This window comes from Pseudomonas sp. DE0157 (genome assembly GCF_007678615.1).
Taxonomy (GTDB): domain Bacteria; phylum Pseudomonadota; class Gammaproteobacteria; order Pseudomonadales; family Pseudomonadaceae; genus Aquipseudomonas; species Aquipseudomonas parafulva_B.
Genome location: NZ_VEJN01000008.1, coordinates 42,246 through 55,503, shown reverse-complemented (window position 1 = coordinate 55,503; position 13,258 = coordinate 42,246). Strand labels below are relative to the sequence as shown.

Annotated in this window: 10 protein-coding genes and 1 pseudogene; 4 read left to right on the top strand and 7 right to left on the bottom strand. The window is 61.5% G+C overall.

Features of this window, described 5'->3' with window-relative positions; genetic code table 11:
- The first annotated feature begins 66 nt into the window (after positions 1 to 66).
- The gene (gene guaA, locus FS777_RS12075; RefSeq protein WP_145255683.1) at positions 67 to 1,644 is read left to right on the top strand and encodes a glutamine-hydrolyzing GMP synthase; all 1,578 of its coding nucleotides are present in this window, start codon (positions 67 to 69) and stop codon (positions 1,642 to 1,644) included.
- A 169-nt stretch (positions 1,645 to 1,813) separates the two neighbouring features.
- On the opposite strand, the gene FS777_RS12070 is transcribed toward guaA, so the two are convergent.
- The gene (locus FS777_RS12070) at positions 1,814 to 2,287 is read right to left on the bottom strand and encodes a DMT family transporter (RefSeq protein ID WP_058638591.1); all 474 of its coding nucleotides are present in this window, start codon (positions 2,285 to 2,287) and stop codon (positions 1,814 to 1,816) included.
- Positions 2,288 to 2,298: 11 nt separating this feature from the next.
- Positions 2,299 to 3,699, bottom strand: a complete 1,401-nt coding sequence (locus FS777_RS12065) for an amidohydrolase family protein (RefSeq protein ID WP_145255680.1) — start codon at positions 3,697 to 3,699, stop codon at positions 2,299 to 2,301.
- Positions 3,700 to 3,841: 142 nt separating this feature from the next.
- Between FS777_RS12065 and FS777_RS12060 the strand changes: the two genes are divergently transcribed.
- A complete protein-coding gene (locus tag FS777_RS12060; protein ID WP_058638589.1) occupies positions 3,842 to 4,735 on the top strand; it encodes a LysR family transcriptional regulator in 894 nt (297 codons plus the stop codon).
- 296 nt (positions 4,736 to 5,031) lie between these two features.
- Here FS777_RS12060 and FS777_RS21920 read toward each other — a convergent pair whose 3' ends face one another.
- The 3 genes and pseudogenes from FS777_RS21920 to FS777_RS12050 form a co-directional block, all read right to left on the bottom strand.
- The gene (locus FS777_RS21920; RefSeq protein ID WP_371921573.1) at positions 5,032 to 5,733 is read right to left on the bottom strand and encodes a methyl-accepting chemotaxis protein; all 702 of its coding nucleotides are present in this window, start codon (positions 5,731 to 5,733) and stop codon (positions 5,032 to 5,034) included.
- Positions 5,734 to 6,150: 417 nt separating this feature from the next.
- Positions 6,151 to 6,942, bottom strand: a pseudogene (locus FS777_RS21915) (cache domain-containing protein); the annotation flags it as partial.
- A 264-nt stretch (positions 6,943 to 7,206) separates the two neighbouring features.
- Positions 7,207 to 8,436 carry an FAD-dependent oxidoreductase gene (locus tag FS777_RS12050; protein ID WP_058638597.1) on the bottom strand — a complete coding sequence of 410 codons (1,230 nt, stop codon included), beginning with the start codon at positions 8,434 to 8,436 and terminating at the stop codon, positions 7,207 to 7,209.
- 138 nt (positions 8,437 to 8,574) lie between these two features.
- On the opposite strand from FS777_RS12050, the gene FS777_RS12045 reads away from it, so the two are divergent.
- On the top strand, positions 8,575 to 9,507 hold the full coding sequence (locus tag FS777_RS12045) for a LysR family transcriptional regulator (protein WP_078479021.1): 933 nt from the start codon (positions 8,575 to 8,577) through the stop codon (positions 9,505 to 9,507).
- Between the two features lie 56 nt (positions 9,508 to 9,563).
- Here the strand turns inward: FS777_RS12045 and FS777_RS12040 are convergent, their stop codons facing one another.
- On the bottom strand, positions 9,564 to 11,510 hold the full coding sequence (locus FS777_RS12040) for a bifunctional diguanylate cyclase/phosphodiesterase (protein ID WP_058638586.1): 1,947 nt from the start codon (positions 11,508 to 11,510) through the stop codon (positions 9,564 to 9,566).
- Between the two features lie 187 nt (positions 11,511 to 11,697).
- Positions 11,698 to 12,645, bottom strand: a complete 948-nt coding sequence (locus FS777_RS12035) for an AraC family transcriptional regulator (protein ID WP_058638585.1) — start codon at positions 12,643 to 12,645, stop codon at positions 11,698 to 11,700.
- A 175-nt stretch (positions 12,646 to 12,820) separates the two neighbouring features.
- Between FS777_RS12035 and FS777_RS12030 the strand changes: the two genes are divergently transcribed.
- Complete coding sequence (locus FS777_RS12030; RefSeq protein WP_145255673.1) at positions 12,821 to 13,255, top strand: hypothetical protein; 435 nt, start codon at positions 12,821 to 12,823, stop codon at positions 13,253 to 13,255.
- The last annotated feature ends 3 nt before the right edge of the window (positions 13,256 to 13,258 follow it).

The window sequence follows — 13,258 nt, the reverse complement described above, 5'->3', positions numbered from 1 at the left end:
ACTGCGTTTTCCCCGATCAACTTGCAGCTTGCAGCTTCAAGCTCGCAGCTGAATCAGAGATTCCCCATGGCCCTCGATATTCACGCTCACCGGATCCTCATCCTCGATTTCGGCTCCCAGTACACCCAGCTGATCGCCCGCCGCGTGCGCGAGATCGGCGTGTATTGCGAACTGCACCCGTTCGACATGGACGATGAAGCGATCCGCGAATTCAACCCGCGCGGCATCATCCTCGCCGGTGGCCCCGAGTCGGTTCACGAAGCCAACAGCCCCCGTGCACCCCAGGCCGTGTTCGACCTGAATGTGCCTGTGCTGGGCATCTGCTACGGCATGCAGACCATGTCCGAACAGATGGGCGGCAAGGTCGAAAGGTCTGACCTGCGTGAGTTCGGTTATGCCCGCGTGGACGTGGTCGGCAAGAGCCGCCTGCTCGACGGCATCGAGGACCATATCGACGCCGACGGCGTACTGGGCCTGGACGTGTGGATGAGCCACGGTGACAAGGTCACCCAACTGCCGACCGGTTTCCACGTACTGGCCAGCACCCCGAGCTGCCCGATCGCTGGCATGTTCGACGACACACGCGGCTACTACGGCGTGCAGTTCCACCCGGAAGTGACCCACACCAAGCAGGGCGGTCGCATCCTGTCCCGTTTCGTGCAGGACATCTGCGGCTGTGAAGCCCTGTGGACCCCGTCCAACATCGTCGAGGACGCCATCGCCCAGGTGCGTGAGCAAGTGGGTTCGGCCAACGTCCTGCTGGGCCTCTCCGGCGGCGTGGACAGCTCGGTGGTCGCGGCCCTCTTGCACCGGGCCATCGGCGACCAGCTGACCTGCGTCTTCGTCGACAACGGCCTGCTGCGCCTGCACGAGGGTGACCAGGTGATGGCCATGTTCAAGGAGAACATGGGCGTTAAGGTGATCCGTGCCGACGCTGAAAAGCAGTTCCTCGACAACCTGGCCGGCGAAGCCGACCCGGAGAAGAAGCGCAAGATCATCGGCCGCACCTTCATCGACATCTTCGATGCCGAGGCCAGCAAGCTGCCGAACATCCAGTTCCTCGCCCAGGGCACCATCTACCCGGACGTGATCGAATCGGCCGGCGCCAAGAGCGGCAAGGCCCACGTGATCAAGTCCCACCACAACGTCGGTGGCCTGCCGGAGGAAATGAACCTCAAGCTGGTCGAACCGCTGCGTGAGTTGTTCAAGGACGAAGTGCGCAAGATCGGTCTGGAGCTCGGCCTGCCTTACGACATGGTCTACCGCCACCCGTTCCCAGGCCCGGGCCTGGGTGTGCGCATCCTGGGTGAAGTGAAGAAAGAGTACGCCGACATCCTGCGTCGCGCGGACCACATCTTCATCGAAGAACTGCGCAAGGCTGATTGGTACCACAAGACCAGCCAGGCCTTCGTGGTGTTCCAGCCGGTGAAATCGGTCGGTGTGGTCGGTGACGGCCGTCGCTACGCCTGGGTCGTCGCATTGCGCGCCGTCGAAACCGTAGATTTCATGACTGCTCGTTGGGCTCATCTGCCTTACGAACTGCTGGAAACCGTCAGTGGCCGGATCATCAACGAGATTGACGGTATCTCGCGGGTGACCTACGACGTGTCGAGCAAGCCGCCGGCGACGATTGAGTGGGAATGATCCCGCGTCCGGCACTGCCCGGTACGATCTAGCAAAAAATGCCCTGAAGCCCGCGTAATTGCGGGCTTTTGGCTTTTTGGGTCTGGCAAGTACAGGCAATGTTTCCCAGCATCAGCATGATTTTTTGGCATGGTGCGGGTACCAGCTGGATCCGGCGTAATCAAGACGCTCAGTGAGAGAAAACCGCTGACCACCTGTCACCGAACAACGCGATAGCCAAGCCTGCGAGCATCACCACCGCCCCAGCCAACTTGATGGGAGACACTGGCCTTTCCAATGCCCCCATCAAGCCGAAATGATCGATGACCAGTGATGAAACGATTTGCCCGGCGATAGCGAGGCCGAGCAGGGCGGACAGGCCTATCTTCGGTGCAAGCACCACATAGCTAAGCAGCGCACTCGCCCCCAGCAAACCGCCCAGCAGGCTCCACAGGGGCTGGGCAGGAATCGCGGCCAGTGAGGCCGCTATTCCTCCGCGCATCAATGCGTAAATGCACAGGCACACTGCGCCGGCAGTGAACGAGAACAGTGCCGCCGCAACGGAGTCTCCACCTACACCTTTAGCGAGCTGGCCGTTGAGTGTGGTCTGCAGCGTAATGCCGAGCCCCGCAGCGATGGCCAACACATAGTAGGCTACGTTCATCTCGTGCCCTCTTAGTTGGCTGAGTCGAACGGGAGGAACGTCTCGGCAAACATATCCGGCGCATAGCCTGCTGCAGCGAATAGATGCTCACGTGACTCATCGATCGCCGCACGCAGCCTCTCACTGTCCACACCCAATACCTTGCCGTCGCGTTTGACGATTCGCCCGCCAATCATGACCGTATCGACATTGCTGCGCTCGGCGGCATGTACCACGGTGCCGAAAGCATTACCTACAGGATAGAGGTTGATGTCCTGTGCGTTGATCAGGATCAGGTCTGCCTGTTTACCCGCAACCAGGCTGCCGACTTTGTCCTGTAAGCCGGCACAGAAGGCGCCGTCGATAGTCGCGGATTTGAGCAGACTGTGGGCGGGCAGCGTCACCACCGGATGATGGTCCTCACCGCAGCAACGTTGCTGGTGCATGCCCATGACACGTTGCAGGTAGAACGCCACCCGCATTTCCATGAACATGTCGCCGCTGTAGGAGGTTTCGTTGTCAACACTCAGTCCCGGGCTGATGCCGTGACGCTGGGCCGACTGCATGGCGAACATTCCATCTTCAATGCCGTAATGGGCATCTGAGCGTGGGCATACGTTGACTCGCACCCCAGCTTCGCGAAGGATTTCCCAGCCGGCGTCCGGCAGCGCGGTGCAGTGGTTGAAGATGTTATCGGATCGCAGCAGACCTTTACGATGCAATTCTGGCAATTGCGCCGCCATGTCCCCACCAAAAAACTCGGTGATGATCGGCAGCCCCAGGCGTCTGGCTTCAGCCCACAGCTCAGGTGCCAGCTGCGCCATCACCGCCAGCGAAAGCAACGGGTTATCACCGTGCTTGATGTATTTTTCCTGCAAACGCTCCAGGTTGCCCGGCCAGTGGGCTTTATCCCACTCACCCGCCACCGGCGCCCCGGAGGCATGTACCGCGCGTATACCTGCATCAAGCAGCGCCTCGACGGCGGCGTCGGAGTGTGCACCGGTGCGGCTGTTATGCGAGTTGTCCACCAAGGTCGTGATGCCGGCATCGATGCACCCTAACGCACTCAGCAAGTTGCCGATGTACATGTCCGCCGGGCGATAGTATTTGGCGAACGAGAAGTGAGTGGCGTTGCAGTAGTCCTCCAATGTGGCTGCGTTGGGATTGATCCGGCGCAGTTGCCCTTCCCACGAGTGGCGGTGCGTGTCGACCATGCCGGGCATGGCGATCATGCCGGATGCATCGATCACCATAGCGTCGCCAACTTCGAGATGTTCACCAATGGCCTTGATGGTGCTGCCTTCGATGAGAATGTCGCCGCGTACCAGATTGCCGATGTCGCCATCCATACTCAGTACAGTGGCGCCTTGGATGAGTGTGCGGGCAACCGGTGCGGTCTGCGCCTGTACGATGCCGCGATTGTATTCAGCCATTGAGGTACACCTCTTCAAATGTGATTGCAAGAAATGTACGCAGGGCAACACTGCGGGAAAAAGATGGATAAACTGTTTTTATTATTCAATTCGAACGAATAATAAGGCCGTCCCTGATCACTGTTTGAGGTTATCAACCGTCGTGGATCGAATTCAGGCGATGCAGATTTTCGTACGCGTAGCGCAAGCGGGAAGCTTTACCCAAGCGGCGCAGACGCTCTCCTTACCCGCTTCGACTGTGACCAGCAGTGTCAAGAACCTGGAAAAGTACTTGCAGGTGCGTCTGCTCAACCGAACAACGCGGCGGGTCAGCCTTACACCTGAAGGCGCACAATATCTGGCGCAATGCCGGGAGATTCTTGAACTGATCGAACACACGGAGAGCAGCCTGGCGGATTCCGTAAAACGGCCGCAGGGGCGTTTGCGCGTCGACATGCCTGGTGGCGTTGCGCACTCCATTGTCATGCCGAACCTGCGCGACTTTTATCGGCGCTATCCGGATATCTATCTGATGATCGGCGTGAACGATCGACAGGTTGATCTGCTTCAGGAGGGTATCGATTGCGTTATTCGTACAGGTGAGCTCCATGACTCAACCTTGGTCGCGCGCCCACTTGGCCGATTTCGTTGGGTGACCTGTGCGTCAGCCGCCTACCTCAAGGAAAACGGCATCCCGCAAACACCCCATGACTTATCGCACCACCGAGCTATTCACTACTTTTCGAGCGGCGCGAAACACGCAGGTGAAATGCGCTTCGCACGCGATACGGAAAAGATCTCGGTTTTGGTAAGCGGTACGGCCGCCGTCAACGAGACCGGGCTCTACATCAAAATGTGCCTTGATGGGTTCGGGTTGATTCAGCTCGCCGAGAACGTGGTGAGCGAGCATCTGCAGCAAGGGCGGTTGATTGAAGTGCTCGCCGATTGGCAGCCGGCTCCGGTGCAGGTGAGCCTGCTATACCCACACCAGCGATTTCTTTCGCCCGCTGTGAGTTCGTTCGCTGATTGGATAGGTGGGCTGATCGGAAACAAATGAGTGATTGCCCCTTCACAGTACCCTGAGTCCTGCAGTCGTCTTGCCGAGTTGCTGCTTTGCCCGCTATGGGAGGCTCGAGCTACGGTCTCGAGAACGTATTCTGAATCTGCCGGGCTCAGGCAGATGACATGCAGTGGTCGGTGCCGGCAGTTAGCTTCATTGGCAGCGGTAGTTTGTCCGAGCCCTATTCAGAATGGAAAGGGCCGCTTGGCGACCCTGTTCACGTATACCTGGCAGCGCCTGAGCACTGCGCGGTAGGCTAGCGCCCTCAACGCCTGACGGTCAGGCCCTAGGCCCTAACGACCACCTCGACTCAACCCGCCCAGCCGCGCCGAAATCGACTGCATCCCCTTGCCCAATTCCCTGAGCGCACTTGCATCCCGGGCACCTTCCTCGCTGGCTGCATGGATCCGTACCGCCAGCTCGTTGATTTCCTGTGTCACGTGGCTCTGCTCCTGGGCGGCGACGGCGATCTGCTGGGCGCGCTGGACGATGTCGTCGAAACTGCCCACTGTGGTGCCCAGGGTAGTGGCCACGCCCACGGCTTGCTGCACCGACTCGCGGGTGCGCTGCGCGCCGTTCTGCATGGTGGTGACGGCAGCGTTCGATGCCTCGCGTAGCTGAGTGATCATTTCCTGGATTTCGTTGGCAGACGTCTGCGTGCGCCCGGCAAGCGTGCGCACCTCATCGGCTACCACCGCAAAGCCGCGACCTTGTTCGCCAGCGCGTGCGGCCTCGATGGCAGCGTTGAGCGCCAAGAGATTGGTCTGCTGGGAGATCGACTTGATGACCTCCAGCACGCCGCCTACACGCTCGATGTCTTCGCCCAGCTGGGTAATCGCTGTGGCCGCGCCCGAGATGTCGGTCGCCAGGCTTTCGATGGATTCACCGTTGCGGTTGACCTGGTCCTGACTCTTCTGCGCTTCGACCAATGAGCTGCGGGCTGTGTCCGAGCAGTCCGTTGTGTTGCGCGCGACCTCATTTGCGCTGGCCGACATTTCGGTGATGGCGGTAGCGAGCAGGGTATTGTCCACCCGTTGCGCCTCCGCCCGATCGGCCAGGCCGGTGGACAGTTGCGCCAGCTCGTTGGCTCGCTCTTCCAGTGACACCGACTCCTCGGCAATGTGACGGAGCATGGCCTGCAGAGAGCCTGCATACTGGTTGACGGCCGTGCGCAGCGCGCCCAGTTCGTCATTGCGCATAACCTCCAGTTGAGCACCCGCCTGGCCGCCTTGACCCAGGTTCTCGATTTGCGCCGTGGTTTCCTCTATCTGGGTGAGCAGCCGTTTGCCAGCCAGCCATGCCAGCCCCAGCAAAACGGCCAGCAATGGCAGCAGGAACAGCAGGATCTGGCCAGTGAGCTTGTTCGCCAGGCCGACCACACGGGCCTCGGGGGTGACCAGACCAATGCGCCAGCCCGTACCTTCCATGGTGGCCAATGTGACGTAGGCCGGCCCATCGAGGCGCGCATCGTTATCCAGGTAGAGGGTGGTGGTGCCAGCCGGCTTGCTCGTCAGGCTATCGGCCACTGGCTTGAACCACGGTTGTTCCTGGCTCAGGCCGGCAAGGGTCTGCAAGCCCTTGGCGCTCTTTGCATCAGGGAAGAACAGCAAATTACCGGACGCGTCCACCGCAAAGGCGTAGCCACCGGTGACATTGCCGTTGGCTTTGAGGAAGGCGGCAAGACCGTCGAGCTTCAGGTCAATGGTGGCGACCCCGGCAAACGCGCCCTGGGCGTGGTAGGGCACGCTGCAGGTCGTCATGGCTACGCCGCTGACCGGGTCCTGATACCCGTCCGACCAGACACAGCGACCCAATGGCGCGGCTTTGGCGCCGGTGTACCACGACTCAGCCTGATACGGCGCCGTTTGCGCAGCGTTGTACTCGTCCGAGTAATTCAACCCGTTGCTGGCGTTGCGTGCCCAGAAGAAACTGCGGCGTTCGGTACCGGCAACGAAGCCGTTGGGCTCTGGCCACAGCCCGCCGCCTGCGATGGCGGTATCACCTTGGCTGTCGATCACATTAGGCAGGTTGGCCTTGATCAGGTTTTCGTCGCGGGGCAGGGTCTCGGCCAGGTGCGCCATGGCCGTCGTGGTGCCCTCGATGCGGTTCACCTGCATGGCCAGCTGGCGGGTGATGGCGCTGGCCGACTGTTCCGCCGCCTCGGTGCCGGCTGCCACCAACTCAGGTTTGCCGCCCAGGGTCATGACTGAATAGATCGCCAAGGCGGTGAGTGCCAGCAACGTCAGGATTCCCAGCGTCATGCGCCCGGAGATGCGATTGGGAAGTAGCGACATGCTGAAGCTCCACAAAATTTAGGTTGGCTCTCAATGATTACGGCAGCCCGGCCCGATAGTTGAGTTGCTACATCATGTTTCGCATGAGCGGACGACCGATGGTGACAAAAAGGCGATGAATCGAGGGGGAATCAGCCAAATCCGCGCACACCTCCTGATGTGCATCAAGCATCGTCATCCTCTCAAACGATAAACGCTGTCCCGGCCGTCTTCCGTCAATGGCGTATTGAGCATCCCTCCTGCCATCGGCAAACCCTGCGCCCACCCCGCAGCCAATACCTGCACGTCCCGCGCTGGGTCGCACGCACTGACCCTCGCATCACGCAACCGACACGTTTCGGCGTCCGTCGCGAACAAGGCACGTGCAAAGCCCCGGCCCTGTTCCGAAAGCCGTGCGGTTTTAGGGGCGCGCGTCCTGGTAAATACCTCAAAAGCCTCGGTGGGTTCGTTGCCGGCACCGGCCAGGCAGCGAGCCAGGTGCCAGGCGTCTTCCAGGGCCTGGCAAGCGCCTTGCCCGGAGGTGGGCAATGGCGCATGCGCAGCGTCGCCGATCAACAGCACGTTCGCGCGGCTCCACGTGTGCAGCGGTTCCAGGTCGTGGACCGCGATGCGCCGGATGGCCTGTTCGGAGGTTGCCCGAATGATGCGTGAAACGGGCTCGGGCCATTGGGCGAACCTGTGCTCGACCTGCGCCCGATCATCGGCTCGGCCAGCCCCTTCGTTCAACGGGCATGCTTGCGCTGCGGCCCAATACACCAGGTCCGGTCGAACTGCCACCGCACCAAAGCGCTGCCCCGTTCCCCAGTAATCCTGGATCGACACATCGTCCACCAGCGCCCCCGACCCTTGTGCCACGCCGATCCAGTTCACGAACCCTTGATAGCGCGGGGTATTGTCACCCGCGACGAACTGGCGCGTCACCGAGGCCATGCGTCCGTCTGCACCGATCAGCACCTCCGGGCAGATGCGTGTACCCGTCTCGAAGCGTGCCACCGCCTTGCCCTGGGCATCCAGGTCGATGGCCATTACCTGGTGCCCGAATTCGACTGCAATCCCCATCCGTCGTGCATGGGCGAGCAACACGTCCTGCAAATCCCGGCGCAGCACCGTAACGGTGGGGTAGCCCATGGTTCGGTCCAGCAATTCGATGTCCAGGCCTCCCAACGCATTGCCGGCTGCATCGTACCGGCGCATGGCAAGGGGCCTGCCGCCAACGGCCTGGATGTCCTGCAACACGCCGAGCTGCTCCAGCACAAAGCTGGCATTGGGCCAAAGCGTCACACCGGCGCCTCCGGCTGCTGGCATCCTACGGCGCTCAAAGACCCGCGGGCTGAAGCCCTGCTTGCGCAACGCCAACGCTGCGCTCAGCCCTGCAATGCCTGCACCCACTATCGCAATGTCCACGTTCCAGCCCTCCTTGTTCATCCGCTGCCCCGCGCCAGGTCACTGGACGCCTGGGGCAAAGGACCATCGTAGATTTCCCCTTCCCAGATCACTAGCGTGCAAAAATGGGACGTTTTCATACCTCAGGTGGGATAGTCAGTGCGCAATGAGCTCGATCTGAATGCGGTCCGTGTCTATGCAGCGGTGGTGGATGAGCAGAGCTTTGTCGGCGCCTCGCGTGCGCTGGCCATGCCGTCTTCCAATGTCAGTCGCCATGTCGCTTCACTGGAGCGACAGCTCGGTACGCGCCTGCTTGAGCGCAGCACCCGGCATCTGCGCATGACCGAAGCGGGGCGGCTGTTGTACGCGCGAGCCAAGCCCTTGCTCGACGCCTTGCACTGCACCCAGGAAGAACTCGGTGCTGTACAGCGCGAGCTGCGAGGGCCACTGAAGCTGTGCATGCCAGGTGAGGCCCCCAGGCTATTGGCGCCCATCCTGGCCGAATTCTGCAGCCTGCACCCTGGCATCGAGCTTGAGTGCGATACCCGGGTGACTGGGCTGGAAGTGCTGCGTGAGGACGTGGACCTGTGCATCCTCTTTCACCGTGGCCGCCAGGAAGACAGCGAGTTCATCACCTGCCAGCTCGCCTGCTTACCGAGCATCGTGGTCGCTGCCCCGTCTCTGCTCGCGCGCACGGGTATCCCGCAGCACGTGCGAGCGTTGAAGTCGCTGCCTTGCATCACCACGCTCAGCGCGCTCGGAGGTCAGCCCTGGCAGTTTCAGGGCGCCAGGGGCGAAACCGTCAAGGTGCCGGTGCGCAGCCGTTACCGCGTCAACAGCGGTGAGTTGGCCGTGGCAGGCGCGCGGCAGGGGATAGGCTTTGCGATTGTGGCGGCTCATCCGTGCCAGGAGGATCTGACGGCTGGCCGGTTGCAGGAGGTGGTGCTGGACCTGTGCCCGGCACCCTTGCAGTTGCTGGCGGCATACAGCCACCGCCATTCAGTGACGGCGCGGGTGCGAGCCCTGCTGGCGTTCATTCAGGAGCGGTTGGAGGCGTTGCACAGCTCGCCAAGCGGTTCTACCAGCGCTTGATCAAGGCTGGACGCGCGGTTACATCGGCAGGCTGTCACGGCCCAAAGCGCGGTCAGTCAGATCGCCTGCACCCTGGCCAATTGCTCGGCCTCAAGCCACGCCCCGATCGCGTTGGGGCGCATGGGCTTTGAGAACAGGTAGCCTTGCGCCCAGGTGCAGCCCAGGGTTTTCAGAGTGCTGAGTTCTGCTGCGGTTTCCACGCCCTCGACGATGCATTCCAGTTGCATGTCCTGGCACAGCGCAATCAGCGACTTGACGATCTTCAAGCTGGCCGGGTTGAGCTGGATGCCGGTGACGAAGGAGCGGTCCACCTTCAGCTTGGTCAGCGACAGCGCATGGATCTGGCTGAGGCTGGAGTAGCCGGTGCCAAAGTCGTCCAGGGAAATGCCGCAGCCCAGCTCACGCAGGCGGCTGATGGCGCGCTGGGCCTGCGGCAGGTCCTGGATGGCCGCGGTTTCGGTGATTTCCAGGTCCAGGCACGTGGGGTCGAACCGGCTGCTCTTGATCAGCTCGACGATCTGCTGGGCGGCCTCTTCCGAGCCACAGTCATGGGTGGAGAGGTTGAAGGACAGGCGCATGCCTGCTGGCCAACTGGCAGCCGTGTCCAGTGCCTTGGTCAGCAGAGGCAGGGTGAGACGATTGACCATGCCGATGCGCTCGGCGATCGGGATGAAGTCACTGGGTGGCACATTACCCAATTCTGGGCTTTCCCAGCGCGCCAGTGCCTCGAACGCAACGGTTCGCTCGCTGCGGACATCCACGATGGGTTGGAACACCATGTGAAACTCGCGATCCAGGTCCGCCCTGCGCAGGGCCTGCTCGGTCAGCCCTTGTCGATTGAGTTGCTGGCGATGGGCAGCGCTGAACAGGCACGCCGTGCCAGGGCGATGACGCTTGCTCTGGTACAGCGCGTAGTCGGCATATTCGTACGCTTGCGTGGCTGACGAAGCCTGATCTGGAAAGGTGGCGATGCCCAGCGACGCGCTGATCTGAATGGGGATGTCCACCAGCACGAACGGCTCGCGCATGCGCGTGCAAAGCTTCTCGCCAAAGGCACGTAGCTGCTCGTCATCCAGGGCCTGGGTGATGATCAGGCCGAACTCGTCGCCCCCCAGCCGGCTCAGGTGCACACCCTGGTCGAGCATCTCGGTGAGGCGCTGACCGACCTGATACAGCAACCTGTCGCCCACACTGTGGCCATACAGGTCGTTGACTGGCTTGAAGCCATCCAGGTCTATCAGCCCGACGGCCAGGCGAGTGTCCTGCTCGCCGGCATGGGGCAACAGCGTGTCGAGGCGGGAGAAGAACTGCCGGCGATTGGCAAGCCCGGTCAGGCTGTCCAGGTTGGCCAGTTGCAGATTTTCCTCGCTGAGCCTGGCCGTCTGCGCCTGCATGTTCACCAGCCGGGTGAAATCGGTGTATTGCGCCTTGAGGATGACTAGCATGGCGATCGATACCAGCAGCACATCGAGCGCGGTGGCAATGAACGTGATGATGGAGGTGGAGGCGAAAAACACCACGAACGCCGTGTTGACCACGGCGGTAGTGGCCAAGGCCGCTGGCAACAGGTGCATCATGCAGAAAATACAGCCGATCACGGTGATGGCCATGTAGAAAGCGACATGGGCCTGGGTGTAGCTGTCGCCATAGGGGAACAGCGCCAGGGACCAGGCCGTGAAGGCAACAGCAACGAAGGGGGCGAGCGTGTTGGTGCGCTTGAGTGCCATGACCATTTGGGCCGGGCTGCGCACGCGCCTGCGGGTACGTATCCACTCCACGCCTCGGACCAGGCCGAACAACGTCATGATCATCGGGCAGTACACCACTAGCCAGCGCGGCGCCACCGTGAAGTGGGTGCCCGCCAGCATCAGCGTGTTGATCAGCAGGATGAAGTACATCATGGGCAGCTGGCGCGACAGCGCGATGTATTGCGCCTTGACCAAGTCGGGGTTGTCCTTGGGTACGGACATCAAAGCTCGCACGCCGAGCAGTGTTTTTTTCATCAGGCGACGCTCTGAAAATACAACCAGATAAATAACCGAACGGATTGCCTTTTTCAGCTCGAACCGAGCAGGACAGAACGCTGCTCTCACGGACCGTATCGGCCGAGCTTCTGGTTGCTGCAATCGTTCAGACTGGTGGCACTTTGATTTCGTTCCCGCCTGGCAACGCCACGGTGAGCAGCGCCGGTCATTCCGTGCCGGGGGTGTGCCCGAAATAGGCCTTGTAGGCATGGCAGAAGTTCGCCGGGTTGGCATAGCCGACGTGATAGGCGATCTGCGAAATCTGCCATTTGCGCTCCAGTACCAGGATGCGCGCAAGCTCAAGGCGCTGTTGGCGAATGTACTGCAGGATCGAACAGCCAAACTGCTGGCTGAAGGCTCGGCGCAGCGTGGTCTCGCTCACCTTCAGCTGCTTGGCCAGGGCGGCGACGGACGGCGGGGCAGTGGGGCTAGTGTCCAGCAGCCGACGCGTTTCCAGGGCCAGGTCACGGCGGCCACGGTCTTGCTGCGGCTCAGGTGTCAGGGCCTGGCCTGACAGATGGCTGGCCAGCTCCAGTACGATCCCCAGGCTCAGGCTTTCATAGTGCAGGCGGCGCAAGCTACCGCTGTAGGGTGAGCGATAGAGCTGCTGGAACAGGCGGCTGAGCGAGGGACACTGGGGCAACTGGTCGAAGTGCATGCCATCGGCCAGCAATGCCAGCAACGGATGAAACTGCGGATCGTCCTGGGCCAGCTCGCGCAATGCGTCACCGGCAATGCGCACGCCGGCCATGCGCGCATGGCTGTCGACCGGCAACTGGTCCTGGGCTTCAAGGCTCTCGCTCAGGCCAAGCACGTGCAGCCGACCGGTATCGTACTGGTTCAGCCTGCCATCGACCTTGTGCTGCCAGGCGCCGTCGAACACCTGCACGATGCACAGGCTCTCGGGCAGCACCTTGTCGATGCGCAGGGGCTCTGGAAAGTGCAGGTGGCAATCGAAGTACTGCAGGCCCTGGCGCACGGTCTGTGCCCGATAATGCCCCGTGGCACTGCCCATGACATGGGCGGCACGCGCATCCAGCACGCCTGCCTGGGCCAGGGAGCCAGGGCTGTCGAAACAGAAGGCGGTATCCAGGTAGGGGGTTAGCGATTGCATGCAGACTCGGTTTCTCGGTGGGGCAGCGTCGGCCGGAAATGGTAACGCGCGCACATTTTCGACAACAGTCGTTGTGACCAACCCGCTGTTTGTTGTGATGAACGGGCAACTGGGTTGGCAGCCTGCCTATTGAGTCCTTCAATACGCGTTTTGTTGCAGATCAGGAAACAAAATCATGTTCGCTTATCGGAAATGGGCCGCCTTGCTGGTTGCCGCGCTCACACTGTGTATCGGTCAGGCCCTGGCCGAGGATCGCCCGGAAGTAGCGAAGAACGTCGTCGCCTACCTGGGCACTGAAGGGGTCAAGGTGTGGACGCTGCGCATCGGCGATCGCGCGGCCAACGAGGCACTGGTGCAGGTCGAAGGCGTCGATCACGACTGGGATATGCGCATCCAGAAAATGCACGTCGAGAAGACCGCCAAAGATACCCGCTACTGGACCGACGTCGACGGCAAGAAATTCGTCGTGCTGATCATCCAGGGCATGTGGGGAGGTGAGCTGTACCTGCCGGGCGAGGCGCAGCCGCGTCAGGTCGGCTACTCGGAAGGTCTGTCGCACCAAGGCAATGCCGAGGCGTTCCTGACCGATTACCTGGCTGCCAAGAAATAACCG

What these genes read in the sequence shown, in the direction of transcription:
- guaA (WP_145255683.1), top strand. Translation starts at nt 67, where the DNA reads ATGGCCCTCGATATTCACGCTCACCGGATCCTCATCCTCGATTTCGGC.
- FS777_RS12070 (WP_058638591.1), bottom strand. Translation starts at nt 2,287, where the DNA reads ATGAACGTAGCCTACTATGTGTTGGCCATCGCTGCGGGGCTCGGCATT.
- FS777_RS12065 (WP_145255680.1), bottom strand. Translation starts at nt 3,699, where the DNA reads ATGGCTGAATACAATCGCGGCATCGTACAGGCGCAGACCGCACCGGTT.
- FS777_RS21920 (WP_371921573.1), bottom strand. Translation starts at nt 5,733, where the DNA reads ATGTCGGCCAGCGCAAATGAGGTCGCGCGCAACACAACGGACTGCTCG.
- FS777_RS12040 (WP_058638586.1), bottom strand. Translation starts at nt 11,510, where the DNA reads ATGAAAAAAACACTGCTCGGCGTGCGAGCTTTGATGTCCGTACCCAAG.
- FS777_RS12035 (WP_058638585.1), bottom strand. Translation starts at nt 12,645, where the DNA reads ATGCAATCGCTAACCCCCTACCTGGATACCGCCTTCTGTTTCGACAGC.
- FS777_RS12030 (WP_145255673.1), top strand. Translation starts at nt 12,821, where the DNA reads ATGTTCGCTTATCGGAAATGGGCCGCCTTGCTGGTTGCCGCGCTCACA.